The 25,019-nt window shown below is 45.5% G+C and carries 25 protein-coding genes; 10 read left to right on the plus strand and 15 right to left on the minus strand.

The features are described from left to right. Positions 1-16: 16 nt before the first annotated feature. The 6 genes from tagD (at position 17) to ACN9MT_RS03140 (ending at position 5,005) form a co-directional block, all read left to right on the plus strand. Positions 17-406 carry a glycerol-3-phosphate cytidylyltransferase gene (gene tagD / locus ACN9MT_RS03115; protein WP_368915966.1) on the plus strand — a complete coding sequence of 130 codons (390 nt, stop codon included), beginning with the start codon at positions 17-19 and terminating at the stop codon, positions 404-406. Positions 407-458: 52 nt separating this feature from the next. Beyond that, on the plus strand, positions 459-1,613 hold the full coding sequence (locus ACN9MT_RS03120) for a CDP-glycerol glycerophosphotransferase family protein (protein WP_368915964.1): 1,155 nt from the start codon (positions 459-461) through the stop codon (positions 1,611-1,613). Positions 1,614-1,775: 162 nt separating this feature from the next. Then, positions 1,776-2,483 (plus strand): Crp/Fnr family transcriptional regulator, encoded by a 708-nt coding sequence (locus tag ACN9MT_RS03125; protein ID WP_056063687.1) that lies wholly within the window; start codon positions 1,776-1,778, stop codon positions 2,481-2,483. A 232-nt stretch (positions 2,484-2,715) separates the two neighbouring features. After that, positions 2,716-2,829, plus strand: a complete 114-nt coding sequence (locus ACN9MT_RS03130) for a cytochrome C oxidase subunit II (RefSeq protein ID WP_155960209.1) — start codon at positions 2,716-2,718, stop codon at positions 2,827-2,829. Between the two features lie 12 nt (positions 2,830-2,841). Then, positions 2,842-3,312: a cytochrome c oxidase subunit II gene (locus ACN9MT_RS03135; RefSeq protein WP_035412613.1), complete on the plus strand. Its 471-nt coding sequence runs from the start codon at positions 2,842-2,844 to the stop codon at positions 3,310-3,312. 1 nt (position 3,313) lies between these two features. Further along, the gene (locus ACN9MT_RS03140; RefSeq protein ID WP_251137987.1) at positions 3,314-5,005 is read left to right on the plus strand and encodes a b(o/a)3-type cytochrome-c oxidase subunit 1; all 1,692 of its coding nucleotides are present in this window, start codon (positions 3,314-3,316) and stop codon (positions 5,003-5,005) included. Positions 5,006-5,104: 99 nt separating this feature from the next. Here the strand turns inward: ACN9MT_RS03140 and ACN9MT_RS03145 are convergent, their stop codons facing one another. Genes ACN9MT_RS03145 through ACN9MT_RS03165 form a run of 5 tightly spaced genes read right to left on the minus strand, consistent with a single transcriptional unit; the run spans position 5,105 to position 8,577 of the window. Continuing rightward, on the minus strand, positions 5,105-5,734 hold the full coding sequence (locus tag ACN9MT_RS03145; RefSeq protein ID WP_056063585.1) for a LuxR C-terminal-related transcriptional regulator: 630 nt from the start codon (positions 5,732-5,734) through the stop codon (positions 5,105-5,107). Continuing rightward, a complete protein-coding gene (locus ACN9MT_RS03150) occupies positions 5,731-6,756 on the minus strand; it encodes a sensor histidine kinase (RefSeq protein ID WP_056063588.1) in 1,026 nt (341 codons plus the stop codon). Before ACN9MT_RS03150 ends, ACN9MT_RS03145 begins: the two co-directional genes overlap by 4 nt. Then, the gene (gene liaF / locus ACN9MT_RS03155) at positions 6,753-7,472 is read right to left on the minus strand and encodes a cell wall-active antibiotics response protein LiaF (protein WP_029340864.1); all 720 of its coding nucleotides are present in this window, start codon (positions 7,470-7,472) and stop codon (positions 6,753-6,755) included. Before liaF ends, ACN9MT_RS03150 begins: the two co-directional genes overlap by 4 nt. A 59-nt stretch (positions 7,473-7,531) precedes the next feature. Then, entirely contained in the window at positions 7,532-8,149 is a 618-nt protein-coding gene (locus tag ACN9MT_RS03160; protein ID WP_023467259.1) for a hypothetical protein, read from the minus strand. Between the two features lie 50 nt (positions 8,150-8,199). Beyond that, the gene (locus ACN9MT_RS03165; RefSeq protein ID WP_058704987.1) at positions 8,200-8,577 is read right to left on the minus strand and encodes a hypothetical protein; all 378 of its coding nucleotides are present in this window, start codon (positions 8,575-8,577) and stop codon (positions 8,200-8,202) included. 273 nt (positions 8,578-8,850) lie between these two features. Between ACN9MT_RS03165 and rsgA the strand changes: the two genes are divergently transcribed. Further along, entirely contained in the window at positions 8,851-9,900 is a 1,050-nt protein-coding gene (rsgA, locus tag ACN9MT_RS03170) for a ribosome small subunit-dependent GTPase A (RefSeq protein WP_368915956.1), read from the plus strand. A gap of 72 nt (positions 9,901-9,972) precedes the next feature. Here rsgA and abc-f read toward each other — a convergent pair whose 3' ends face one another. The 3 genes from abc-f to pflB all read right to left on the minus strand — a co-directional run bounded on the left by abc-f (position 9,973) and on the right by pflB (position 14,951). Then, positions 9,973-11,673 carry a ribosomal protection-like ABC-F family protein gene (abc-f, locus tag ACN9MT_RS03175; RefSeq protein WP_426272759.1) on the minus strand — a complete coding sequence of 567 codons (1,701 nt, stop codon included), beginning with the start codon at positions 11,671-11,673 and terminating at the stop codon, positions 9,973-9,975. A gap of 274 nt (positions 11,674-11,947) precedes the next feature. Further along, positions 11,948-12,667: a pyruvate formate-lyase-activating protein gene (gene pflA, locus ACN9MT_RS03180; protein WP_426272760.1), complete on the minus strand. Its 720-nt coding sequence runs from the start codon at positions 12,665-12,667 to the stop codon at positions 11,948-11,950. 34 nt (positions 12,668-12,701) lie between these two features. Continuing rightward, positions 12,702-14,951, minus strand: a complete 2,250-nt coding sequence (gene pflB / locus ACN9MT_RS03185; protein ID WP_426272761.1) for a formate C-acetyltransferase — start codon at positions 14,949-14,951, stop codon at positions 12,702-12,704. A gap of 339 nt (positions 14,952-15,290) precedes the next feature. On the opposite strand from pflB, the gene ACN9MT_RS03190 reads away from it, so the two are divergent. From ACN9MT_RS03190 to ACN9MT_RS03200, 3 genes are read left to right on the plus strand one after another with little or no spacing between them, the layout of a single operon-like run. Then, the gene (locus ACN9MT_RS03190) at positions 15,291-15,719 is read left to right on the plus strand and encodes a hypothetical protein (protein ID WP_056063604.1); all 429 of its coding nucleotides are present in this window, start codon (positions 15,291-15,293) and stop codon (positions 15,717-15,719) included. Between the two features lie 28 nt (positions 15,720-15,747). Then, positions 15,748-16,920, plus strand: coding sequence for a DEAD/DEAH box helicase (locus ACN9MT_RS03195; RefSeq protein WP_035412637.1), 1,173 nt, complete (start codon positions 15,748-15,750; stop codon positions 16,918-16,920). Next, positions 16,917-17,561 carry a hypothetical protein gene (locus ACN9MT_RS03200; RefSeq protein WP_426272762.1) on the plus strand — a complete coding sequence of 215 codons (645 nt, stop codon included), beginning with the start codon at positions 16,917-16,919 and terminating at the stop codon, positions 17,559-17,561. The genes ACN9MT_RS03195 and ACN9MT_RS03200 overlap by 4 nt, the downstream gene beginning before the upstream one ends. 54 nt (positions 17,562-17,615) lie before the next feature. Here ACN9MT_RS03200 and ACN9MT_RS03205 read toward each other — a convergent pair whose 3' ends face one another. From ACN9MT_RS03205 to ACN9MT_RS03235, 7 genes are all read right to left on the minus strand, one after another. Further along, positions 17,616-19,403 carry a diguanylate cyclase domain-containing protein gene (locus tag ACN9MT_RS03205; protein WP_426272763.1) on the minus strand — a complete coding sequence of 596 codons (1,788 nt, stop codon included), beginning with the start codon at positions 19,401-19,403 and terminating at the stop codon, positions 17,616-17,618. A 10-nt stretch (positions 19,404-19,413) separates the two neighbouring features. Further along, positions 19,414-21,246: a diguanylate cyclase domain-containing protein gene (locus tag ACN9MT_RS03210; RefSeq protein ID WP_426273449.1), complete on the minus strand. Its 1,833-nt coding sequence runs from the start codon at positions 21,244-21,246 to the stop codon at positions 19,414-19,416. 181 nt (positions 21,247-21,427) lie between these two features. Continuing rightward, positions 21,428-23,329 (minus strand): ABC-F family ATP-binding cassette domain-containing protein, encoded by a 1,902-nt coding sequence (locus ACN9MT_RS03215; protein WP_426272764.1) that lies wholly within the window; start codon positions 23,327-23,329, stop codon positions 21,428-21,430. A 1-nt stretch (position 23,330) separates the two neighbouring features. Continuing rightward, positions 23,331-24,029, minus strand: a complete 699-nt coding sequence (locus ACN9MT_RS03220; RefSeq protein ID WP_035412648.1) for a lysophospholipid acyltransferase family protein — start codon at positions 24,027-24,029, stop codon at positions 23,331-23,333. Between the two features lie 79 nt (positions 24,030-24,108). After that, complete coding sequence (locus ACN9MT_RS03225; protein ID WP_023467272.1) at positions 24,109-24,366, minus strand: hypothetical protein; 258 nt, start codon at positions 24,364-24,366, stop codon at positions 24,109-24,111. 38 nt (positions 24,367-24,404) lie between these two features. Then, positions 24,405-24,710: a hypothetical protein gene (locus tag ACN9MT_RS03230; RefSeq protein ID WP_290787904.1), complete on the minus strand. Its 306-nt coding sequence runs from the start codon at positions 24,708-24,710 to the stop codon at positions 24,405-24,407. 125 nt (positions 24,711-24,835) lie between these two features. Beyond that, positions 24,836-25,003, minus strand: coding sequence for a hypothetical protein (locus ACN9MT_RS03235; protein WP_023467274.1), 168 nt, complete (start codon positions 25,001-25,003; stop codon positions 24,836-24,838). Positions 25,004-25,019: the final 16 nt, after the last annotated feature.

Here is a 25,019-nt window from a genome sequence, read left to right on the forward strand (position 1 = left end):
AAGGGAGAGCAGAATCATGAAGAAGGTTATTACGTACGGAACATTTGATTTATTACACTGGGGTCATATCAACATCTTAAAACGCGCAAAAGCGATGGGAGACTATCTTATCGTTGCGATTTCAACGGACGAATTCAATCGTTTGAAACATAAGCAGTCCTACCATAATTTCGAGAATCGGAAGATGATTCTTGAAGCTATCCGTTATGTGGATGAAGTCATTCCGGAAAACAGCTGGGATCAAAAAGTAGAAGATGTGAAGAAGCATAACGTCGACCTCTTCGTCATGGGTGATGATTGGAAAGGCGAGTTCGACTTCTTAAAAGAGCATTGTGAAGTCGTTTACCTTAGCCGAACTGAGGGTATTTCTACGAGTCAGATTAAATCGGAATTAGCTTCGAAGTGATTGAAGAGGAGACCACACGACGACGTGCGGTCTTTCTTCGTAGAAGGGCAGGATGAAAGTGGTTAGAGAAGGAATCGTATGGGTCTATTTATTGTTGTTTCGTATTTGTTATGGTGTCTTTCGGTTGTTACCGCTTCGCCCCGTCACTTTATTTTGGATGACATACGGGGATAACGCAAAACCTGTTAATGATCGCTTGGCGCAGGAATTGCCAAATGAGAAACGGTATCTTGTATATGATCACCATTTCATGAAGCAGCCGGATTTATGGAAGTCAGACCGAATGCTTCGCTTTCGTCGATTACGGTTCGTCAGACTCGCATATTTACTTGCGACCTCCCGGACGGTTTTCGTCGATAATTATGTTGCGGAATTCAGTGTTGCTAAAACGCGACGTGGAACACGACGTATCCAGCTATGGCATGCCGGCGGAACGTTAAAGCAGTTTGGACTAACTTCTTCGAAAAGCCTGTTCGTATCGGAACGGATACGAAATCGGTTCCGACGTGTCTATCAGGAATATGGTGATTTCATCGTGCCGGGGATGCGTTGTGCGACACAATTCATGGCACCGCATGATTTAAAACGATCTCATTTTAAACCGTTCGGCATGCCGCGGACGGATTATTGGTATGATGAGGTTCAGCGGGAACATCGGGCGCTTGATTTAAAAGAACGTTATGTAAAACCCGACCGCCGGATTCTATTGTATGCCCCGACTTACCGCGAATATAAAGGAACGGAAGATCACACGATTCAACAATTTGAACAACTGGCTAAAACAGGCTGGACGATTCTTGTTAAGTTACATCCGACGATCCGAGCGCTTTCGACCTATCGTTCCGCCCATATACATCTTGTGGATGACACGTATCAGATCAATGATTATTTGCTCATCACGGATGTTCTGGTGACCGACTATTCATCGATTCCATTTGAAAGCTGTCTTCTTGAGATTCCAACGTTCTTATACACACCGGACATCGATACATATCGACAACTACCAGGACTTGTCGATCAGTATCCGAAACCATTACCGGTGCGACAGACGGAGCAGATGGCGCAATTGATGGAGTGGATCGTGTCTGACGCGATACTTGAAGAGTGCCGTCAGCACATGCAGGAATTCCAAACAAGTTGGTATGATCACCCACCAGGTCAAGCAGTTGAACGAATCGTTCATCATTATTACGGAACAGGTATGTGATACTATATCTGACGATTGCTTTAGTTTTAGAAAGCGGTCGTCAGATACTTTTCAAAAATAATGTGAAACATTGAACAAAGTTTGACAATCTTTTGAAAATCCATTCTTTTGAACTGTGATGTTCTATACTAAAAGCAGAAGAAAAGGAGAGGAGAAATGGATATGCTGACTTGTGGAACGACTGAAGCAAATACGTTCATCTTATCACCTGAGACAAGAACGTTACTAGAGAGCTTCATGACGGAAACGACGTTCAAAAAGGATTCCATCGTTTGTTGGGAAGGGGAAATGAACGACAAGTTGTTTTATGTGAAACAAGGAGGCGTCAAACTATCGAAGTTGACGAAAAAAGGCAGTCCATTACTCATGTTCTTATATTTCAAAGGGGATCTATTTGGTGAATTTGATGTAGGAGAAGCTTTTCCGAGTTCATACAGTATCGAGACGATGGAGGATAGTATCATCGGTTTCCTCTCAAAAGAAAAATTAGAGGAACTCATGAGAAAGGATGGTACTTTTGCGCTTGAGATCATGCGGTGGCAAGCATTGATGCGGAAACAAACGGAGACTAAATTGCGCGACTTGCTATTGTTCGGAAAACCGGGTGCATTAGCTTCGACGTTACTTCGTCTCATCGCGATGGAAGGGGAACAAGTAGGAGAAACCTACCGTCTTGCAAAACGTCCATCCGATGGGGAGTTTGGTCAATTGATTGGCGCACCGCGTGAAACGGTCAATCGGATGTTCTCCCAGTGGAAAAAAGAAGGTGTCATTTCGATGACGCCAAAAGAAATCATCATTCATGATGCACAATATCTGCGTGATCTGTGTCATTGTGAAGGATGCCCAGCAGGTGTTTGTCGAATTTAATAGATAGTGTACAAACAATTCAAACGTGAAGCAGAATTTTCTGTCTCATGTATGGATTGTTTTTTTTGTAGATGAGTCGTGCCTCCTTCTCTTGTTCAGATGTGAACTTTTTGTGTGTTTTTAGAAAGAAAAGTGCGGATTCTTCACATTTGAAGTGATATATATCACAGTTTCCGAACTTGCTGAATTCTTACAATAAAGACAAGTTCAAAGCAGGAGAGGAGTAATCACCATGGACCAAAAATCAGAATCAAACCTCAAAGGAACATTTATTGCCGTCCTGATCGTAGCAGGTATCATCATTGGGATGTGGAGCTCAATCTTTCTATTATTCTTATCACGGTAAGGGGGAGTCACAATGCATATTCATCGTCTAGAAAAAATCTGGCTGATTTTTGGAGCAGTGATGCTTGGCGTCTTTTTAACCATCATCGGCGTATCCGCTTTTGCATCCGGAAATCAACCGCCATCCGATGCAACATTGATTGATCCGACGAAAGTTGATCAAACGAAACCATTCGACAAGCCAGGACTAAAAAAAATCGATGACGACCGATACGAAGCGATCATCGTCGCACAAGCGTTCCAATTCACACCAAAAGATATGGTCATTCCCAAAGGGGCAACGGTTGATTTTTTGGTGACATCAAAAGATGTCGTCCATGGCTTTGAAATTGTCAAGACGAATGTCAATATGATGGTCGTTCCTGGTCATATCAATTCCATTGAATATACATTCAAGGAAGCTGGCGAGTATTTGGTCGTCTGTAATGAATACTGTGGATCGGGTCATCATATGATGGCAACCAAAATCAAGGTGGTGGAATAAGATGAATGCCATTTCAAAAAAATTAAGACAGTTCGAGATGGAGCGTGGTCTGCCTGCTACCGTCATCGGAATTAAGGAAGCGAAGCTCGCTTTCGCACATGTTAGTTTTTCGCTCGTTGCCTTATTGATTGGTGGTTTATGTGGATTGTTGCAAACGATGGTGCGGACAGGTGTCATTCCAGAAATTGCTGGAGTCGGCTACTATGAGCTTCTCACTGCCCACGGGTTAATGCTTGCGATCGTCTTTACGACATTATTCATATTTGGATTACTGTTTTCATTTTTAGGTCAATCCTTTGGACGTTTCGAAGACTTTCCTCGACGTCTCGGGTGGGTTGGATTCTGGTTCATGATCCTTGGTGTCATCCTCGTCACATGGATGGTACTTGCAGGAGAAGCTTCCGTCCTCTATACATTCTATGCACCACTCAAGGCACATCCAGTATTTTATATTGGACTCGTCATCTTCGTCGTCGGAACGTGGATTGCTTCTGGTGCCATGTTCCGTATGTATGCTGATTATAAACGGGAACACCCTGGCGTTCATCCACCACTTCAAGCATACATGAGTATTATGACTGCCTTATTATGGGTGGTTGCGACACTCGGAGTAGCAGCGACGATTCTTTTTCAGCTCCTTCCCTTATCCCTTGGTTGGACGGATAAGGTCGGAATCGAGCTATCCCGGACGCTATTTTGGTACTTTGGTCATCCACTCGTCTATTTCTGGTTGTTACCTGCCTACATCGTCTGGTATACAGTCATCCCGAAAATCGTTGGTGGAAAGGTTTTTTCTGACGCGTTAGCACGTATGTCATTTTTATTGTTCCTCCTCTTTTCGTTCCCGGTTGGTTTTCACCATCAATTGTTAGAGCCGGGGATTTCTGCTTTTTGGAAGTATGTCCAAGTCGTCTTAACGTTCCTCGTCATCATTCCATCATTGATGACAGCCTTCTCGATGTTTGCGACTTTTGAGTTGGCGGGTCGTCGGAAAGGGGCGACCGGGGTATTTGGTTGGGTGAAAAAAATGCCGTATCGCGATGTACGTTTTCTTGCACCGTTCATCGGGATGTTGTTCTTCATTCCTGCAGGTGCAGGTGGTGTCATCAACGCATCCCATCAACTAAACATCATCGTTCACAATACGTTATGGGTCACAGGACACTTTCATATCACGGTCGGTGCCGCTGTGGCATTGACGTTCTTTGGAACGGCTTACTGGCTTGTCCCGCTCTTACGTGGTCGAACGTTAACAGCGGCAATGAATCGTCTTGGGCTTATTCAAACGGCTGCCTGGACGATCGGAATGCTCTTCATGTCGACAGCAATGCATATCTCAGGTCTACTCGGTAATCCACGACGGACGGGTCCTGCCGCCTACTTCAAAGATTCGATCGTCGCTGACTGGATTCCATATCATGTCGCCATGGCAATTGGTGGGACGATTTTATTCATCTCGATTCTATTGTTCTTGTATGCGATGTTCCAACTTGCATTTCGTACACCAAAAGGAACGGAAGAATTTCCGATTGCTGAAACGGAAGAAGAGGCGATGGCAACGCCACTCTTCTTTGAAAATTGGAAGCTATGGATTTTTGTAACGTTCGCTTTGATTGCGTTTGCGTACACAGTACCGATTTGGCATATGATTGAAAACGCCCCTCCAGGCGCTCCGGGATGGAAGCTTTGGTAATCGTTTCGTACAACATCAAAACCCCGAACGGTCTCTGACTAAGAGACGATTCGGGGTTTTTGGCATGCGCTTAAAGAATAAGTAATGAAGGGCTAAATCTTATTTGACGAGATTATGCTTGAAGGCATAGACGACAGCTTGTGTACGGTCTACGACATCTAGTTTTGATAAGATGTTCGAGACATGTGTTTTGACGGTTTTTAAGGAAATGAATAATTCGTCCGCAATCTCTTGGTTCGCCATACCACGAGCCATCAATTGAAGAACTTCCTGCTCACGTTCCGTTAAATCATCATGTAAGTGTGTCGTAGGACGACGAAGACGTTCCATCATTTTACCGGTCACTTGTGCTGCCATGACGGATTGACCGTTTGCTGTCTTGCGAATCGCTTCTGCGATGTCAAAGGCGCTAGCTGTCTTTAAAACGTAACTCATCGCACCCGCTTCAATGACAGGATAGACTTTCTCGTCATCAAGAAAACTCGTCACGACGAGAATTTTTGCTTCCGGCCAGTCTTTGCGGATCAACCGGGTTCCTTCGACGCCATCAACTGGCTCCATCACTAAATCCATCAAGATGACATCCGGTCGGTGTTCGAGCGCCAGCAAGGCTCCCACTTGACCATCCGAAGCTTCAGCGACGACCTCGATGTCTGGTTGTGTGGAAAGGAAAGCAGACACACCGGCCCGGACCATCTCGTGGTCATCTACTAATAATACGCGTATCATACTTGCACCATCCGATCTTTTCTAAGTTTTACTTCGATTTGGGTTCCTTGTCCAGGAACACTGACGAGACGAATCGTTCCACCCATCTCAGCCGTTCGTTCTCGCATCGAATTGATGCCATAAGAGGCAAGTTTTTTTTCATCAACAACAAATCCAACACCATCATCATTCATGCTCAGGATAATTGTTTCGTTGAATTCTCGGAGCTCGATATCCATATGGGACGCTTTCGCGTGACGTAAGGCATTCGTTAATCCTTCTTGAACGATCCGGAACAACTCGTTTTCGATTTGTCGTGGGAGTGACATCTCTTCTAACTTCCAACTCAATTGTGTGGACTGCTTTCTAGATAATTCTTCGAGCAGTTGAGAAAGTCCTTGTTGTAACGTCATCCCTTCGAGTTCGACGGGGCGAAGTTGAAGTAAGAGCGAACGCATTTCAGACTGTGCCGTTTGTGCCATCGTCTCGACCATTTCGATTTGTTTGGCAGCAGCTTCAGGTTGAGACAAAATCGTCTGTTTGGCTGCTGTCGTCATCATCGAGATGGCATAAAGTTGTTGTGAAACGGAGTCGTGTAAATCACGTGCGAGTCGCTTGCGTTCTTCGGTGACAGCTTGAATCCGTACCTGTTCGACGTGCTGCGGACGCGTGCTGATCTTTTGAACGGTCTCGACTTGCTCGTCAATACGTTTTCCAATTCGTGACAGGCGTGTCAACGTATGAAAATAGGGACCGGGAACAATTGTGACATCTTTTCCTTGCTCCAGTTCGATGATGGCAGTCGTGACACGCTTGAAGTCACGACGCAAGAAAAAATAATGCATGCTACCGATAGCAAGCGGCAGTAGTAATGAGAGTCCGATGACGAGTAAAAGGACAGGAAAGTCTTGCTGACGGACGAAGAGAACATGCCAATCGACTTGGCGTGTACTTAAGAATAACAACGTCGTCATGACGGCTGTCAAGAAGCCCGTCATGACTTGCAGAGCGATGACACCAAGCGGAAATTGATCACGCTTCATATCGAAGACACCTCCACGTTGCCAATACCGAGCATGACATGAATACGAACCTTCCGCGTCGCTTCACCATATTCTGGTGCTCGGAATTGAATGCGTCGATTGAAGAAGGTCGGAATACGGCGGATGTCCGTCTTGACGCTTCCGAAGCCGATCGACGTGTCGAGCGTATAATCATAACCGGACGGTAAAAGAATCCGGACGTCCCCGACGACGCCACTGACGACGATCAATGTTTCACCTTCCGGGACATAGGCATGCGTCAAATCGATTTCTAAATCCTTGACGATGAACTGTTCACTTAAGTCCTGTAAGACATACGGTGCATCGGCCTGGGTCGAGAAGGAGTAAGCTGGTTGAATCTTGATGCCTTCCTCTTCATATTGATGGGGGGCAATCCGTGAAAACAAAAATTCACGGACAGAATGCCGTGTCACAAGAATGATCCCAAGATAGAGCAAAATTCCGGCAATGACAAAACCGATGGCAGCCGAACTGAGGACGACGCCAGCAAGAATGATCGTACCGACGATATAAAAGAGGATCGCTAGTTTTTCATGATTGCGCCGCCGGAAATGAATCCCGACGTAATACAGCAGGAAAGGGAATAAGACACCGAACAATACATTTCCTGCACCGGATAATAGGTCATAGAATAGACCAAGGGCGAACAGGATCGATACGTAACCGACCAGTTGTTTCGTACTTAATCGTCGCACGATCAATCTCCTTTCTAACATGACAAAGGGAGGCATACGCCTCCTTCGTCATGAACTGCTTATTGGTGAATGCGGCGTTCGAGTTCAGCGATACGCGCATCGATATCATCTTCATCAACGGCTGGTTGTTTTGCTTCAGGTTCTTCCGCCGTGAACGGATGTGCTTCTTCTTTTATAGTAGCATTTGGTTCGCGATCTAGCACCTGGTTCATCTTGTTTTTTAAGTTCGAAACGTTTTCGCGCATCATCCATTCGTACCGTTTGTTCTGTAGGTCTTCGAGCTTCAACTTCAATTCGAGGGCTTCACGTTCGAGCTCATTTAACTCACGTTTCGTTTCAGCGACGAGTTCTTCGAAGAACCGGTATTGCTCTCCGTAATGTTTCGATTCGATGGCAGCACGTTCGGCGAGTTGCTGTTCACCGGCTTCGTTTGCGATTTCAACTTGTTTGAAGCGTTTATCGGCTAAATCCTTCGCTTCTTCCTGCTTTTGAGTCAGTTCCAGCAATAATGTCCGTTGACGCTCAAGTAGTCGATCAATCTCTTTTAAATCAGCTTCTGTAGATCGAATATGACGAACGAGCTTTTTAGCAGGTACTTCGCCCTGTTCAGCGGCTTTTTTGACTTCTGTCATCATTTGTGTCGCAAAATCATTGAGTTGATCAAACACGTTTTTCATGAAAAATTCCTCCTTGAAAGTGGTAAACAGTATGGGTATTATCTTTAAATTTAGAATCGTTTTTCGTCTAAGTCTTTCCAGTCAGCTTCAAAATGTGTTGTTGACGTACGGCGGCGGTTAAAGAGATCTTGAACATTGACACGCTGTAGTTTCATACGCATGTAACCAACGTACAATGCGATGGCTGCTGCGATTCCGATGACTGCCCAGATGTTTGAGAGGGCAAGTCCGATTCCGATGGCTGCTAGAAATCCGAAACCGAGTTTCGCTGGCCATTTGTTCGATTGCATGAACTTACTGATCGAATAGAACGCAAGTAATGCCCCTAAACCAAGTCCGATCATATGTGGTAATGTTCCGATGACAACGGCGAGTAATGCGAGTCCGGCAAGAACCATCACCAATTGTTTTCCTTTCGATTGCTTCATGAGGAAGCCTCCCTTGTGTTGATACCTTTATAATACGGAAGTCCTTCTGTTCGTACGACGCTCTTTGGACCGTATTTGCTCTCGGGCTTAAGGCGGAGAGAAGGTCTGACTTTGAGGGAAGCGCTACCAGAAACATTGATTGATATGATATTCTATAAAGGAATCGAATCGAGAGGAGTGATGTTGATGAGTGCAACAATCAACGCTAAAAAAGTAACATGTGTCGAAAACCAGGGAGGGGTTTCCCTCCCTTAAATCAGAGGAGGAAACCATTTGAACGAATGGGGTACACCACCTGTCTACGAAACGACAGGAACAGAACAACTGGGACGAATCACGGCCGTCTACCAAACGCATTATCGTGTCATGACGGACACAGGAGAATCACTTAGCGAACTGTCTGGTAAGCTGCGTTTTCAATCAGGAACGAAAGCTGAATTGCCAGCGGTGGGAGACTGGATCATTCAAACAGAGCGAGAGCCAGGCAAAGGACGAATCGAACGGGTCTTGCCACGGTCGTCTCAATTTTCCCGAAAAGCGGCAGGGACGGAGACCGAGGAACAAATTATCTGCGCGAATGTCGACGTTGCCTTGCTCGTCATGGCTTTTGGACATGACTTCAACGTCCGTCGACTGGAACGTTATTTAACGGTTGCTTGGGATGCAGGAGTGACACCAATCATCGTCCTGACGAAAAAAAGTTTGATGCCGTCGATTGAAACGGAAATACAGGCTGTCGAAGCGATTGCGTTCGGAACACCAATCCTTGCCGTTGATTCTTTGACGGGTGACGGATTAGAGGAACTACGTGCCCAGTTACAAGTCAAGCAAACGATCGTGTTAGTCGGATCGTCCGGCGTTGGGAAGTCGACGCTCGTCAATGCTTTAGCTGGAGAACAGTTAATGGAGACGGGTGGCGTACGGGAAGACGATGAACGTGGACGTCACACGACGACACATCGCGAACTGAAACGACTGGCGAACGGTCTATTGCTTGTTGATACACCGGGGATGCGAGAATTGGCCTTATGGGATGGCAGTGACGGTTTATCGTCGACGTTTTCCGATATTGAGGAGCTTGCTGAAAACTGTCGTTTCCGAGACTGTGAACATGATAAGGAACCGGGATGTGCCGTTCGGATAGCTTTAGAAGATGGCACACTAACTGCTGAGCGCTGGAACAGCTTCGTCAAGCTAAAACGAGAAATCGCCTATGCGGAACGCAAGCAAAACGTGGCGTTGCAGGCGGCGGAGAAAGAAAAGTGGAAAAAAATCCACAAGCAGGCCCAAGCGCATACGAAAGTGAAGTATCAAAAGCGATAATACGATTGATATATGAAAAGCATCTGCAACGGAAAAAGGAGTCTCTTTTTCTATGCAGATGCTTTTTTCTCGTTATTCTTTTGAAAGTGATTCATTTGTTTCTGTATGGAACGGCACGTTACCCGTCAAAGCATCAAGACGATGTAGATCGGATTGAATCGCTTCAGGGTCACTTCGGCGCGCGTTTCGTACCGTGGCCGTTCCGACCGGATGATCGTTGAATCCAGTCGTTAAATCAAACGTCCGATTCGACAGCCGATCGGTAAAATAACGATCGTGAGAGACGAAGAGGAGCTCACCAGGGAAAACATCGAGGGCGGCTTCGATTTGTTCACGAGTCGCAAGATCCAAATAGTTCGTCGGTTCATCGAGAATAAGCAAGTGAGCACCAGAAAAGTACAGGCGTAAGAAAGCGATCCGACATTTCTCACCCATACTGGCGTCGGAAATCGACCGGTAGACATCATCACGACGGAATAAAAAACAGGCGAGCAACGTCCGGGCGTCCGTCTCACTCATCGTGCCGTACTCAAGTAATGCCTCTAACAATGTACCTGATGTCGGTAAGTGGGAAAGGGCTTGTGAAAAATAGCCGGTCTTCAATCGAGGATGACGGATTATGTTCCCTTGATGAGGAGCATATTCACCCTCGATGAGACGCAGTAAGGTCGTTTTCCCGCTTCCATTCGGTCCGATGACAGCAATTCGGTCACCACGTTCTACCGTAAACGAAACGTCGTTTAGGATCGGTTTCGTCTCATGCATGAATGAGACACGTTCGAACGAAATCAGTCGTTTCGCACGAATCGCTTCATGTTCGAATGCGACGTGAACAGTCGGTGCAACTTGTGGTTTTTGTACACGATCCTCGAGTAGACGCTCGAGTTGCTGCTCTTTTGCCTTTACCTTCGTCGCATGTTTAGCAGCCTTCTTTTTCGCATACGGATCGCGTTCACTCGCTTGATTCGAGGCTTTTTGATGCCATTGCCGGTATCCTTGAATCATGCGTGTCAGCTCTTTACGGGTGCGTTCTTGTTTTTCGTACGCTCGTTGTTGCGACAGAGCTTGATGTTCCTTTTGTTCTTTATAGGACTGATAGTTTCCGCTGTATCGCGTTGCCCCTGATTCGGATAATTCAATGACGGCATCAGCCGTTGCGTCGATGAAGAATCGTTCGTGTGAGACATAGAGAATCGAGGTCCGTGACATGTTGACCCATTCCGTGAGCCACTCGAGTGTCTCTTGATCCAGATGATTCGTCGGTTCATCGAGAATGATGAAATCAGGTCGTGATAGAAGCAGACAGGCAAGTTGGAGGCGCGTCTGTTCACCACCGCTTAAACTGGATGCTTTGTGTGTCCAGAGTGCTTCCTCTAATTTGACTTCTTTTAAGACGCGTGCTGCATCTGCTTCCAGCGAGAAGGCGTCCTGATCGATTGCTTGTTGATAAATCGTCAAGTCACCATTCATGGCATTAGCGCGAAGTTGATAACGAACCTCATCCGCTCGTTCGACGACATCAAGAACGGTGTGATCGCCCGCCACAAAGTGTTGTGATAGTAGACCGAGTTTTTTGTAATGACGCTTGATCGAACCGTCAGTCGGTTGAAGTTGATCAGCGATCAAGTGTAACAGTGTCGTTTTTCCGATGCCGTTCGGACCAATCAAAGCGACATGTTCGCCAGTATGAATATGAAAAGAGACGTCCGAGAAAAGACGTCGTTCGTCGTAATCCATTGATAGGTGTTGGATCGTAAGTGTTTCAGTAGGCATAAAAGCAGCTCCTTTAGTGTTCATTTCCGATAAGATGAAATGAAAAACACACCATCCGAAGCGAGCGGATGGTGTGCCGGAGTGTAACTCAAAGAAGGCGATGACCAGAGGATGGTCACACCGAAAAAGAGCAGACTCGTAGCGTCAGACATCCGCAACTGCATTGCGAAAGAGATGATTTCATTCATCAAGCGACGTGTACGAGTGATTGCTTCATTTCGGTGTTGTACCTCCTGTTCATAATCTATGATGTCATTGTAACAAATTGGAAACGTTAACACAAGTACGATTCAAGTAGGGTTTGCGCAGCATCCGTTTCTTCTCGTGAAGGGGGAAGCACATCAGTTAACGGATAAGCAAGACCAAGGTTTTCCCACTTATAGACTCCAAGTTGATGATACGGCAGTACCTCGACGCGCTCGACGTTTCCGAGCGTCCGGATGAACTCGCCGGTCTGACGGAGGAAATGTTCCGACATCGTGATACCTGGAACTAGGACGTGGCGAATCCAGACGGGAATGTTTCGCTCGGCTAGGCGTTTTGCAAAGGCGAGTGTATTGGCGTTACTCCGTCCAGTCAAGACGCGACAAGCAGCATCGTCGATATGCTTGATATCGAGCAGAACCAGATCCGTCGCATCGAGGATCGCGTCGATGTTTTTCGGGACGACGGATCCCGCGGTATCGATGACCGTGTGCAGTCCATGGCGTTTTGCCTCTGTTAAAGCAGCCTCCAAGAATTCTGGCTGAGCGAGCGGTTCACCTCCAGAGAAGGTGATTCCGCCACCCGTTGCTTCGAAAAAGGATCGATAGCTGATCGCTTCTTTTACTACTTCGTCTGCTGAGACACGCCGTCCGCAACCGAACTCCCATGTATCCACGTTATGACAGTATTGACACCGTAGTGGACATCCTTGCGTAAAGACGATGAATCGAATGCCAGGACCATCGACTGTTCCACATGATTCAACGGAATGGATCGTACCATAGGTCATCCTGCTCACTTCCTTTCACATACTACACATCATTTTAGAGAGAACCGTGGAACGTACGATTGATGACATCAATCTGTTGTTCACGCGTCAGTTTAATGAAGTTGACGGCATAACCGGATACCCGAATCGTTAACTGCGGATATTGTTCCGGATGCTCCATGGCATCAAGTAACGTCTCACGGTCAAAGACGTTGACATTCAAATGATGTCCTTTTGAAGTCGTACCGCCCATATATCCGTCAAGTAATCCGACCGTATTTCGAATACGTGTGGCTTCATCCTTACCAAGTGCTTTTGGCACGATCGAGAACGTGTAGGAGATACCATCGAGCGCATGTTCATATGGTAATTTTCCGACAGACGTCAAGGCGGCGACAGCACCACGGGTATCACGTCCATGCATCGGGTTAGCACCCGGTGCGAATGGTTCACCCGCACGGCGTCCGTCGGGTGTATTTCCTGTCTTTTTACCGTAGACGACGTTTGAAGTGATCGTCAGGACAGACTGTGTCGGGAGCGCATTGCGATACGTTGGATGTTTACGGATTTTCTCCATGAACAGCGTCACGAGATCAACCGCCATCTGATCGACCCGTTCATCGTTATTCCCGAACTTTGGAAACTCGCCTTCGATCTTGAAATCAACTGCAACCCCATCCGCATCTCGGATTGGACGAACTGTCGCATAACGGATGGCGGATAGACTATCAGCGACGACTGATAAACCAGCGATACCGCATGCCATCGTCCGTAAGATTTCCGGATCATGTAAAGCCATTTCAATCCGTTCGTAGCTGTACTTATCATGCATGTAGTGGATGACATTCAGTGTGTTGACGTACAGTTCCGCGAGCCAATCGAGTTGACGATCATAAGCCGCCATGACCGTCTCGTAATCGAGTACTTCATCGAGCATCAATGGTGTAGCTGGGGCGACTTGGATTTTGAGCTTCTCGTCCATTCCGCCATTGATTGTATAAAGTAATGCTTTTGCAAGGTTTGCTCGAGCACCGAAGAACTGCATCTGTTTCCCGATCCGCATCGCGGAGACACAACAAGCGATGCCGTAATCATCTCCATAAACCGGTAACATCAAATCATCGTTTTCATATTGAATCGAGCTTGAAACGATCGACATCTTCGCACAGAATTCCTTGAATCCGCGTGGAAGCTGAATAGACCAGAGAACGGTTAGATTCGGTTCCGGTGCCGGACCAAGTGTCGAGAGCGTGTGTAAGAAGCGGAATGAACTTTTCGTGACGTTTGATCGTCCATCTTCACTCATTCCACCGATTGATTCCGTTACCCATGTCGGATCACCTGAGAACAGATCGTTGTAGTCTGGTGTCCGTAAGAACTTAACGATCCGAAGCTTCATGACGAAATGATCGACGAGTTCTTGTGCAGTCTCTTCCGTCAAGCGACCAGCCGCAAGATCACGTTCGACATAAATATCAAGGAACGTCGAGACGCGACCAAGTGACATGGCTGCCCCGTTTTGCTCCTTGATGGCAGCAAGATAAGCAAGGTAGACCCACTGGAATGCTTCTTGTGCTGTTTCTGCAGGGCGGGAGAGATCGAAACCATAGCGAGTTCCAAGCTCGGTCAGTTCCGTTAATGCACGCAACTGTTCATTCATCTCTTCGCGATCACGAATCATTGATTCAGATAAGAATCCACCACGTGCCTTTAAATCCTGCTTACGTTCTTCGATCAAGCGTGCCGTTCCGTACAAGGCGACGCGACGATAGTCGCCGATAATCCGTCCGCGTCCATAGGCGTCCGGTAATCCTGTGATGATACCGGCTTTACGTGCGGCACGCATCTCTGGGGTATAGGCATCGAAAACGCCCTGGTTATGTGTCTTTCGGTACTCGCTGAAGGTTTTCGTGACGGTCTCGTCTGCTTCAAAACCATACGCAGCTAAGGCATCATTCACCATCCGAATCCCGCCGTTTGGATGAATCGAACGTTTAAACGGCTCGTCTGTCTGTAAACCGACGATTTTTTCGAGTGAGCGATTCAGATATCCTGCATCATGCGAGAGGATCGTTGATGGTGTCTTGGCATCGACGGCAAACACACCACCACGTTGTCGTTCTTCATTTGTCAGCTGTAGAATTTGTTGCCAGAGCCGTTCCGTCGCTTGCGTCGGACCGACTAAAAAGTGATCATCTCCTGTATATTCCGTGCGGTTGAGTCGAATGAAATCTGCGACATCGATCGCTTTTACCCATTCACCAGACGTAAAGTTTGCCCAGGCACTTGTTTTTTCTAATAACATGGATACCACTCCTTTAAAATTGAGCTAATGATCAGTTCCTTATGTGAATAGTGTAACAAAAGGAGGTAGAGATTCCCTTTACGTTCATGTGAATATTTTAACAAGTGATTAAACGTTGATATGACGGGCTTTCTTTATTTCTGTACTTATGAAAGAGTGAAGATTAAAAAACAGGTGAAGCCTGGTAAATCAAGATTTTCGCGAAACTGTATGGGCTGATTTGAAAAAGATCCACTAGCACAGTTGAAACTGTGAGGAATGTCACGTTACGGTATCTTGTGTTTTTACGACGTATCGTTGACAATGAAAAAGGGAATATAGAACGTGGAGGTGTGCCAAATGGAGTATGTGTCATTAACACAACAAGGAGATTATCAGTCGGGAGACTGGGTCTCACTGAAAATCGGATCGGAAGGTTCGACGCGAACTGGGATGATCACAGAATTTGAAGGTGATGGATTCTGGATTCGGTTTGAAGATGATTTTGATTATGAAGACTTTATCGGCTATGATGAATCGTACTGGATTGCGCTTGTTCGCCGTCCCGTGGACGTAAAAGCGACGTATGCCAGTCTTGCCGTGTATCCGGCACTCGCTGCAGAATTACAGGATCGTGTCATCCAAGGCTTCGAGATTTTAGAGGAAGAAGCTGGTGAAGGAGAAGTCCGGTTCCACATCCGATTGCTCGACGCAGGAAATGAATATACACAGACATTACGGGGATACCGTGATGCATCAGGAGATCATGTCGAATACGTAACGGCATGATGGAATTAAGAGAGTAGGAGAAATCGTTATGAACTTTACAAAACCATTTTTACAGGAAGCATGGGAACGGGCACGCTTTACAGAGTTGATGCCTGTTCAAGAACAAGCGATTCCGTTGTTGCGCGAAGGAAAAGATGTCCTAGCTGAAGCGCCGACAGGTACAGGGAAGACGCTTGCTTATGTCATTCCAGCTTTAGAAAAGATTGAAGTGGAAGAGCCACACGTGCAAGTCGTCATCACGGCACCAACACGGGAACTCGTCATGCAAATTCATCAAGTCATTCAATTATTTGCTCAAGGAAGTGGTATCAAATCCGGTGCATTCATTGGTGGTGTTGAATTAAAGCGACAATATGAACGATTGAAGAAAAAGCCGCAAATCATCGTCGGAACACCGGGACGTCTCGTCGAGTTGATTGATTCGAAGAAGCTGAAGATGCATAAGGTGAAATTGATCGTTTTAGATGAAGCGGATCAAATTTATGAAAGTGGCATGAGTGACTCGGCGACGCGAATCGCAAATAGTGCGCTACGCGATCGACAACTGGCATTTGTCTCAGCGACATTGCCGGAACGGACAGCAGAATGGGGACGGACGCTTGCGAATGATCCTGAGACGATTCGTGTTGAGCGTGCCGTCAGCACACAAGTGACATTCGGTTATTTGGAGACTTCACGTCGTCAGAAACCGGAATTGTTACGTCGTCTGGCGAACATGCAAGGATCAAAAGTGCTGACATTCATCAACAATCGCTCATTCCTTGGACCATTGAATGGCGAGTTGAGTAAATTCTCACTGAAATACCGGATTTTAGACGCTGAAAAAGGAAAACGAGAGCGGATGGAGACCTTGCGTTCTTATAAAAAGGGAGAGTTTCCTTTACTCGTCACGACAGGTCTTGCGGCGCGTGGGCTTGATATCGAAGCGGTCACACACGTCGTCCATTACGATTTACCGGAGTCGCTTGACGATTTCGTACACCGTTCAGGTCGGACGGGACGCGGAAACGCAAATGGGATGGTACTTGCACTTGTCACGGATCAAGATTTAAAACACTTAAAAACACTTGCAAAGCAAATGGGCGTCGAGATGGAGCCAATGGAAATTTACCGCGGAGAAGTCATTCCGAAACGTGAATTCACAGCTCCTCAGACGATTAAGCGACCGGCTACTCCTCACCGGAAAGGGCGATCGAAATGAAGAACGATCGAAAAGTAATTCCATTTCCGACGACGGTTTCTGAAGCGGAAATGAATGCAGCCTTGAAAAAAATGTATCAGGAAGCAGCAACAGCACGCAGTACGGACTGGGTCGCTTTCATTGAAGAGATTGCGACAGAAGGACGTTGGTATTTAAAAGATGCTGAATTGTTCCGGGACTTATTCGTTGACTGGGCGATCTTCTATGAAACGGATGATCAAGGAAAAACACCGCACGGTCGTTTTCTCGAGCAGATAAAAGACGAGTTATCACCTAGTCTATATCGCGCCTTACGTGGATTAGCTGACCCGATGCCTTCGCTGTTTCAAGTCGATGCAGAGGGTGTTGTTGACTTAATGTCGAAACAGACATATCAAACGGATTTGGCTGAGATTGAAGTCGAACCGGGGGATCTGTTGATTGGGAAACTGCTCTATATTTCGGGGAAGTGGCGCTTTGCGATTGCCTACATGAAGGTAGCGCGCGCATTAGTACCAGAAGTCCTCGCTTTGTTGACGGACTTCGTGGATGAAGTGGGAGAAGACGCGTTACTTCGTCAATATCCAGAGTTTTGTGCGGAATTAATCGACTTGCTCCTCGATATCGAAGAAGGTAACATTGCACCAAGACCCGAAGAATAACTCAAAAAACCTAGGACACGTTGACTACAAAAAGTCATATGTCCTAGGTTTTTTTCATGGGTCCGCTCGATATAAAGCGACATCATTCTTATCCCGATGTTTCACGCGATACATGGCAAGATCGGCTTGCTTTAAACATGTTTCAAGATCGGCCTCATGACACGCTGTCACTCCGATGCTTGCGGAAACGAATAAAGATTGTCCTTTATAGACATAGGGACGTCTTAAAAATTGTAAAAAGGATTTACATTTTCGGCGTAAGGAGAGTTCATCATCGGCTTGTAAAAGGATCGCGAATTCATCTCCACCGAGGCGATACACGGATTCCGAAGAACTTGTATGTTCGCTCAATCGCTTCGCAACTTCAATTAATACATAATCTCCTGCCTCGTGACCATACGTATCATTGACTTGCTTAAATCCATCTAAATCGACTAAGGCAAGATAATTCTTATCGGAGAGTCGATTTGAGAAATCTCGTTCTAAGGAACGACGGTTTCCGATATTAGTCAAAGCATCATGATAGGCATGGTATTCGATTCTCTTTTGACGAATTTTGCTTTCCGTGACATCATGTAAAATCGTGAATCGTCCCATCGAGGTAGCGGTAATTTGAATCGGAATATCAATGATTTCATAGCGTCGACTTTGTTCATCCTCATACTCATCAACGTTCGTTTCGAGCATTTCTAACAAATGACGCATCGTACGAGGAACATGTTCAATCGTCATATCTGGCAAATGAAACAGACGTTGGGCAGCTAAATTCGCGTACAGCGCAGTGCCGGACTGATCGAGTCGAATCATCGGATCAGGATGACCGAGGAAGAGTGGAATGACCTGTTGTTCACTATCTTGGATTTGTTGTTTTCGATGTTCAATGCGTGAAGCGAGTTGTTCATTTCGTTCGTGTAATTGTGCGACAATCAACCCATGTTGACGGGCAATCAAGATTTGTCGAACGATTAGTAGGAATAAGATGATAAAGATGTCGAGTTTTCCACCTTCTTGTTCCACCATGTAGTGGATGAACAAAGGGATGGCCAGTAAAGGAAGCCACGAACGAGGAATGACCGTCGTTCGAGCAGTTCCTTCTTCAATATGATCAACATGCCATAGAATAGCTGCACTTTGCGCCAAACGAATCAATATCGGGAAGAACACCAGATAATTCGCTGAAAAATCAGGGAAGTAGACACTAGAGACTTCATAGATACCACGAATGAAAATGGATAAGAATAATAGAAATAAGGCCATCCGTGATACCCAATGTGTTTCTTGGATGAACGTAAAATAGAAAAAAACGAACAAACCGAGTGATGTGTTCGTAATGACGATGATGGCATAAGGAACAGTCTGAAGCCCAGGGTTCGTCAGTTCATTGAGGACATGGAATGCGACAAGTCCAATGAAAATGACGATAATCGCGGCATCAACGAAAGCAAGTACATGTTGTCCGAGTGTTCGTTTTGTGATGATTCGGTAAAAAATCGCGTATAAGAATACGTAATGGGATATTGAAAATAAAATCAGGCTATAAATAGATGGAATTGGAAAGTCTGAATAGACAAAACGTAACGTCTCAAAAATGGAACCGATATAGGATAAAACCAGTGATCCTAAAGCAATCAGCCAGAAATTTCGTCTGGGTACGACTAATGTTTGTTCCTTACGATAAGCCGTAAGAATGAAGTAAGCGATCAACCCAAGTGATACATACTGAAGTACCTGTTCGACAATCCCATTAGAGATGGAAGGAGTCCATGTAGTAAGGATCATTAGAATAAAAGAGATTACGAGCATGGCAGGGAACCAACGGATGAAGTAGTTTGATTTAAGCACGGGATCCCTCCTAACGTTTGATGTGGACAGCGAACATATAGTTATTTTTCTCGTTCTTCTTGATCTGGTACATGGCTTCGTCTGCCCGAATCAATAACTGTTCTGAACTCTTACCGTCTTCAGGGTATAAGGAAATTCCGATAGATGGTGTGATATGAAGCATATACGTGTTGATATAGAATGGATAATTTAGGATTTCGAGAACGTGTTCGGCAAACTGTCGAGTTTCCGAGGCAGATGCCTGAATGAAGATCAAGAATTCATCTCCACCAAGGCGTGCGACGAGATCAGTTGGCGTCGTCATTGATTGAAGACGCGTTGCTGTTTCTTGTAGCAGTAAATCACCGACATCATGTCCATAGGTGTCATTGATTTGTTTGAATCCGTCCAAATCTATGAATAATAAGGAGCCATAATCTAGCGTTGGCAGAGTTAGATAGAGTTGCTCCTCGAAGTAACGCCGGTTTGGTAAACGAGTGAGTGAGTCATGGTATCCCATACGTTCTAGCCATACTTCCTGTTGATAGTCTTCTGTGACATCCGCTAAGACGACGAAATAGCGTTGCTGATGTGGAATATCGATGATTGTCGTATTCAAAAAGGTTTCTGGATGCTCCTCCGTAGCAGGTACATGTAGGAGGTGAGCAGGATAGGTCGACTGCTTTTGTTGAAGCAACGGGATGAGCCGATCAAGTTGACGGCGTTGACTCGGTCCGAGCGGTAAATCATTCCATCCTGCTTCTGCAGCGGCTGGATTGACGGATCGAATCTGATACATGTCATCGATTTCAAAAACGATTTCTGGATAAGACAAAAAAAGTGACGTCAGTTCTTTTTCACGCAACTGTAGCAACTCTGTTTTTTGATGAACGATGTCTTCTAGATTCGTTTGTAATGCCGTTGTTTCCTGTAACAACCGAAGATTTTCCCGGTATGAAAAAAGCTGCCGTGTTAAAAATAATAAAAACGTAATACCAATAGACAACAAGAAGAAGGTTCGAGAGACAGGAAAAAACGTAATATAAAGAATCAGCGCAGATAATAAGATGTAAACCAACAGTGAACGCGTAAGTGTCTCGACTCGAATAAGATTTGCTTGCTCCTCACGACTAATGGGAAGTGTACGTGTGTTCAGAAAGGCGATAAGGAACAGACCGCTAAGTGGATATAGCGGAAGCAATAGACCCGATATTTGCGGTTCACCGTTTAATAACAAGGTATAAAACACGAAGTTCGTCATGCCGAGAATGAATGTTCCGAGGACAAGAAAGATAAATCCTGATCGTGATACGTTCCGTCTTAACCCAGACGCATAGATTAAAAAAAAGAAAAGCGTCAACAAAATTGTCAAAAAGGCATAAAATGTCCAACTGATTTGCTCGAGTGTCGTTCGCGTATAAGAGGGAACAAAGCGGAAAATAGCGATATATCCAGCAATCATTGAAACAGCGAATAAAGTCAAGGAATCAAGAATCAATAATTTTTGTTTTTTGAATAATGTCAAATCTAATTGTCGGAAAAAGAAAAGGACCATCATTGTCAAATGAATCGTATAAGGTAAATCCAGCAAGACGTTCAAATTGACATCGTTCCATTGAAAGAAACGTCCAATCACATTCAGGAAATCACCCAAAAAATAAGAGAAGAAAGCGATGGATAACCACTTGTACGGAAGGGAAGGTTGTTTGAAAGCCGTCGATCGACTAAATAAGAAAATCATGAAAGAACCGCTTAAACTAATAAGTGCCGAGAGTTGTAACGAAAGGTCTTGTGGCAATAGCCAGAGCAGTATGTAAGTAATGACTAAGTAGAATGCGACGATAGGGTAGATGTTTTGAACCATCCGTTTCACTAGAACTCCTCCTTTCGCAAGCCTTCCTCCAAAACGAAATATGCTATAACATTACCCGATATCTAATATGAATTCACATTTATTTTCATAATTAAAAATAAAAGTAAGAGATGTTTTCTATTTCATAAAAAAAAGCGGAACTCTTCTAAGTGAAGAACTCCGCTTATCGGATTTACTGATTAGATTGGCGATGGTTTTCAAATGCCTCGATTTTTTCAGAAAGATATGTCCAATATTCCATTCGCTCGTCAAGCGTCGCTTTGGTCTTTTCGATGGCTTGATACAATTCATTGACCTTTCCGAGATCACTTCCTGCTGAAGCGAGATCAGCCTCTAATTGCTCTAGTTCAACTTCACTCTCTTCAATTTGTTGCTCAATGATAGCCCAATCTTGTTGTTCCTGATAACTTAGTTTCTTTGGCGTCTCTGTTTTTGGTGCTGTAGCAACCTCTGCCGTTTTTTCAACGACGATTGAGGGAACGGGTGCTGCCATTTGCTCAAGATAGTCTGTATATTGTCCGTAATAAAAAATGATGTTTCCATCTTCAAATGCAATCAGGCGATCGACGACCCGGTCGAGGAAGTAGCGATCATGACTGACTGTGATGACAGTACCTGGGAATGATTCTAAATAATCTTCTAATACGGATAAGGTCTCGGTATCCAAGTCGTTCGTCGGCTCATCAAGGAAGAGGACGTTCGGTTCTTCCATCAAAATCGTTAACAATTTCAGACGTCGCTTTTCGCCACCAGAAAGCTTGCCGATTTGTTTATATTGTGCTTCCGGTTTAAAGAGAAATTGTTCGAGCATCTGACTTGCTGTGATCTCCTCACCGGCGAGTGTCGTAATGACTTTTGCAATCCGTTCGACCTCATCGATGACGCGGCGTTCGGGATGCGTGAATTCGGCGAATTGACCGTAAAAACCGATCTTCACTGTTTCGCCGTGAATGATCTCACCCGTTGTTGGCTCTAAGCGTTTCGCGAGAATTGAAAGAAGTGTCGATTTTCCACTACCGTTTCGACCAACGATGCCATACCGCTCTTTGCGTCCGATCAGAGCGTCAAACGATTCAAAAAGTGTCCGTTCACCAAATCGGTGCGAGACGTCATATGCTTCAATGACTTTCTTGCCGAGGCGGGTCGAACCGACCTGTACTTCAAGTGTCGCTTCTTCTTCCTCGTACGAAAGGTCTTGTAAAGCATCTACGCGCTGGATCCGGGCTTTTTGTTTCGTCGTCCGTGCTTTTGCTCCGCGACGCAACCAAGCGAGTTCGCGACGGAGGATGTTTTGACGTTTTTCCTCCATAGAAGCCGTCCGTTCACGACGTTCGGCACGTTTTTCAAGAAACGATTCATAGTTTCCGACATAGAAATAAGCTGTTCCATTTGCGATCTCCATCATATGATTCGTGACACGATTCAAGAAATAGCGATCATGAGTGATCAGTAGAATCGCACCACGGTATTCCTTGATTTGAGTCTCAAGCCAGCTGATCGTCTCGGCATCAAGTTCGTTCGTCGGCTCATCAAGCAGGAGGAGATCAGCTTCATCGAGTAAGGCTTCAGCGAGTCCGACACGCTTACGTTGTCCTCCGGAAAGAGAGCCGATCAACGCGTTCAAGTCGAGGATGCCGAGTTTGTTTAAGATCATCTTTAAACGCGATTCCGTGTCCCACGCTTGCGCGGCATCAACCTCGGTTTGCGCTGTGATGAAGTGGTTGAGTAACGTCTCACTTGTCGGATCCTGTTCGAGCGCTAGTCGTGCCGTTTCGTAGTGGCGCAACGCGTTGATCGTTGGTGTGTCACCCGATAGGAGTACTTCCATGACAGTCCGATCTTCCGGATAATCGGTCGTTTGCGATAGCAAACGGATCCGATAATCATTTGGATGATGGATCGTACCAGCATCTGCTGTTTCTTTGCCTGCTAGAATGTGCAGGAGGGTCGATTTACCGGTACCGTTGACGCCAATGATACCGATCCGGTCACCAGGAGAGACAGAAAACGTGACATCTTCGAAGACAATTTTATCGGCAAATTCTTTTTTGAGATTTTCTACTTTCATTAACATATTAGACACCTTCTACAATCTGTTTGATTTGATGTTCGACCGTCTGGACGAGTTCTTTCTGTGTCATCGTGCTCGGATCAATCGACGGCAAGATCGTGACTTCGACTGTAGCCGGACGGATCTTACCCGTTTCCTCCATGACACGATAACTACCTGAAATCGCGACGGGTACGACGCGTGCGCCACTTGATGTCGCAAGGGTAAAACTTCCTGCTTTGAATTCCGCCATCGGTCCGCCTTTTGAACGTGTTCCTTCTGGGAAGATGATCATTGATTGTCCGTCCTTGATCGTGTCGACACCAGAGCGGATCGCTTTTAGGGACTGGCGTCGGTCTTTTCGGTCAATCATGACACACCCCATCAGATTCATCCAGACATTAACGATTGGAATTTTATTCACTTCGATTTTTGAGATGAATGCTTTTGGTTTATCGATTTTTCCAAGTAGAATCGGAACATCGAAGTTTCCTTGGTGATTCGAGATGAACACGACAGGTTCATTTGCCGGAATATGTTCATGCCCCGTCACATGGACACGAACGCCAGCAAGTCGGAGAAGAGAGTTCGCCCAAGCGCTCGCTACACGCTGAACGAATGCGTAGCGCGCGAGATGCGTTCGACGTTTTGCGGTTGGTAAAAACGGTAAGGTACAGGGTAAGACAAGTCCAAAATAAATGAACCAAATGACAGTACGGATCATGGTAAAGTGACAGCTCCTTTTTTTCATTGCTGATGTTATTGTACAAAAAAAGACCAGGTGTCGCACCCGGTCTCCATGATTATTCCCAGTAACGAGGCTCAGATTCCTCTTCGCTTTCTCCAAGTTCGAAAGTGAGGCGACGTGTCGTCGGATCAACGGAGAACGTAGCGTTCGTGTTGTCGATCTGTTTGATTTCCATCGTCTCTTCATCCAAGATGAGAGTCAAGCGGACCTTATCTTCGTGATCTACGAGCAGTACGCCATCTTCCTTCAACCATAAATCGATGACAGGTGAGTAGCGGAGTGTCCAACCGTTTGATAAAGGGATTTCGTTCATAATGAATCTGTTCCTCCTAGGTGATGAAATCGTGTTCTTTATTTATCATGCTGGTCTGTCCCAGAGAATGCAAGTGGTGTACTCGAATCTCGATTAGGATAGGCAATTTGATAAGACTGTTCTCGTTTTTTCATGCGTTCGTACTGTTTTTTGACGCGACGGTATTGAATGTATTCAATGTAAGTCAGATAGGACGTACGGATTAACTGTCGAATCGATGATAACGATAGGCAAATCGCTAACGTAAAGACGAAAACACCAATCGAACTTGTATAATAACCGGTAACAAAACTTAAGTATGTAGTGATGAGACCCGCAATCGTCGTGAATAAGTAGAAGAGCACGTCCGTTTCCTCCTCGAAATTAAAATATAGGTATGTTCATCTAATTCGAGGTTGAACTTGATTTTCCTTTATCGTCCTGTAAATGTCCGGAAAAAATAAAAAAATCCACACGGAAGGTGTAGATTTTAAGGGCGATCGATTTGCTGAAGCGCTGGTGTCTTCGGAGTCATATCTGTACTGTTTGATCCTTCTGCAAAAACGATTCCAATCGTAGCAAGGAAAGCAAAAAATGCAAAAACCAATGTTTTCGTGAAGCGTCGAGCGAACGAACGCGATTGAATATTATGAAACATTTTTATCCCCCATATT

The organism is Exiguobacterium sp. R-17, assembly GCF_049913315.1.
Classification (GTDB): Bacteria; Bacillota; Bacilli; order Exiguobacteriales; family Exiguobacteriaceae; genus Exiguobacterium_A.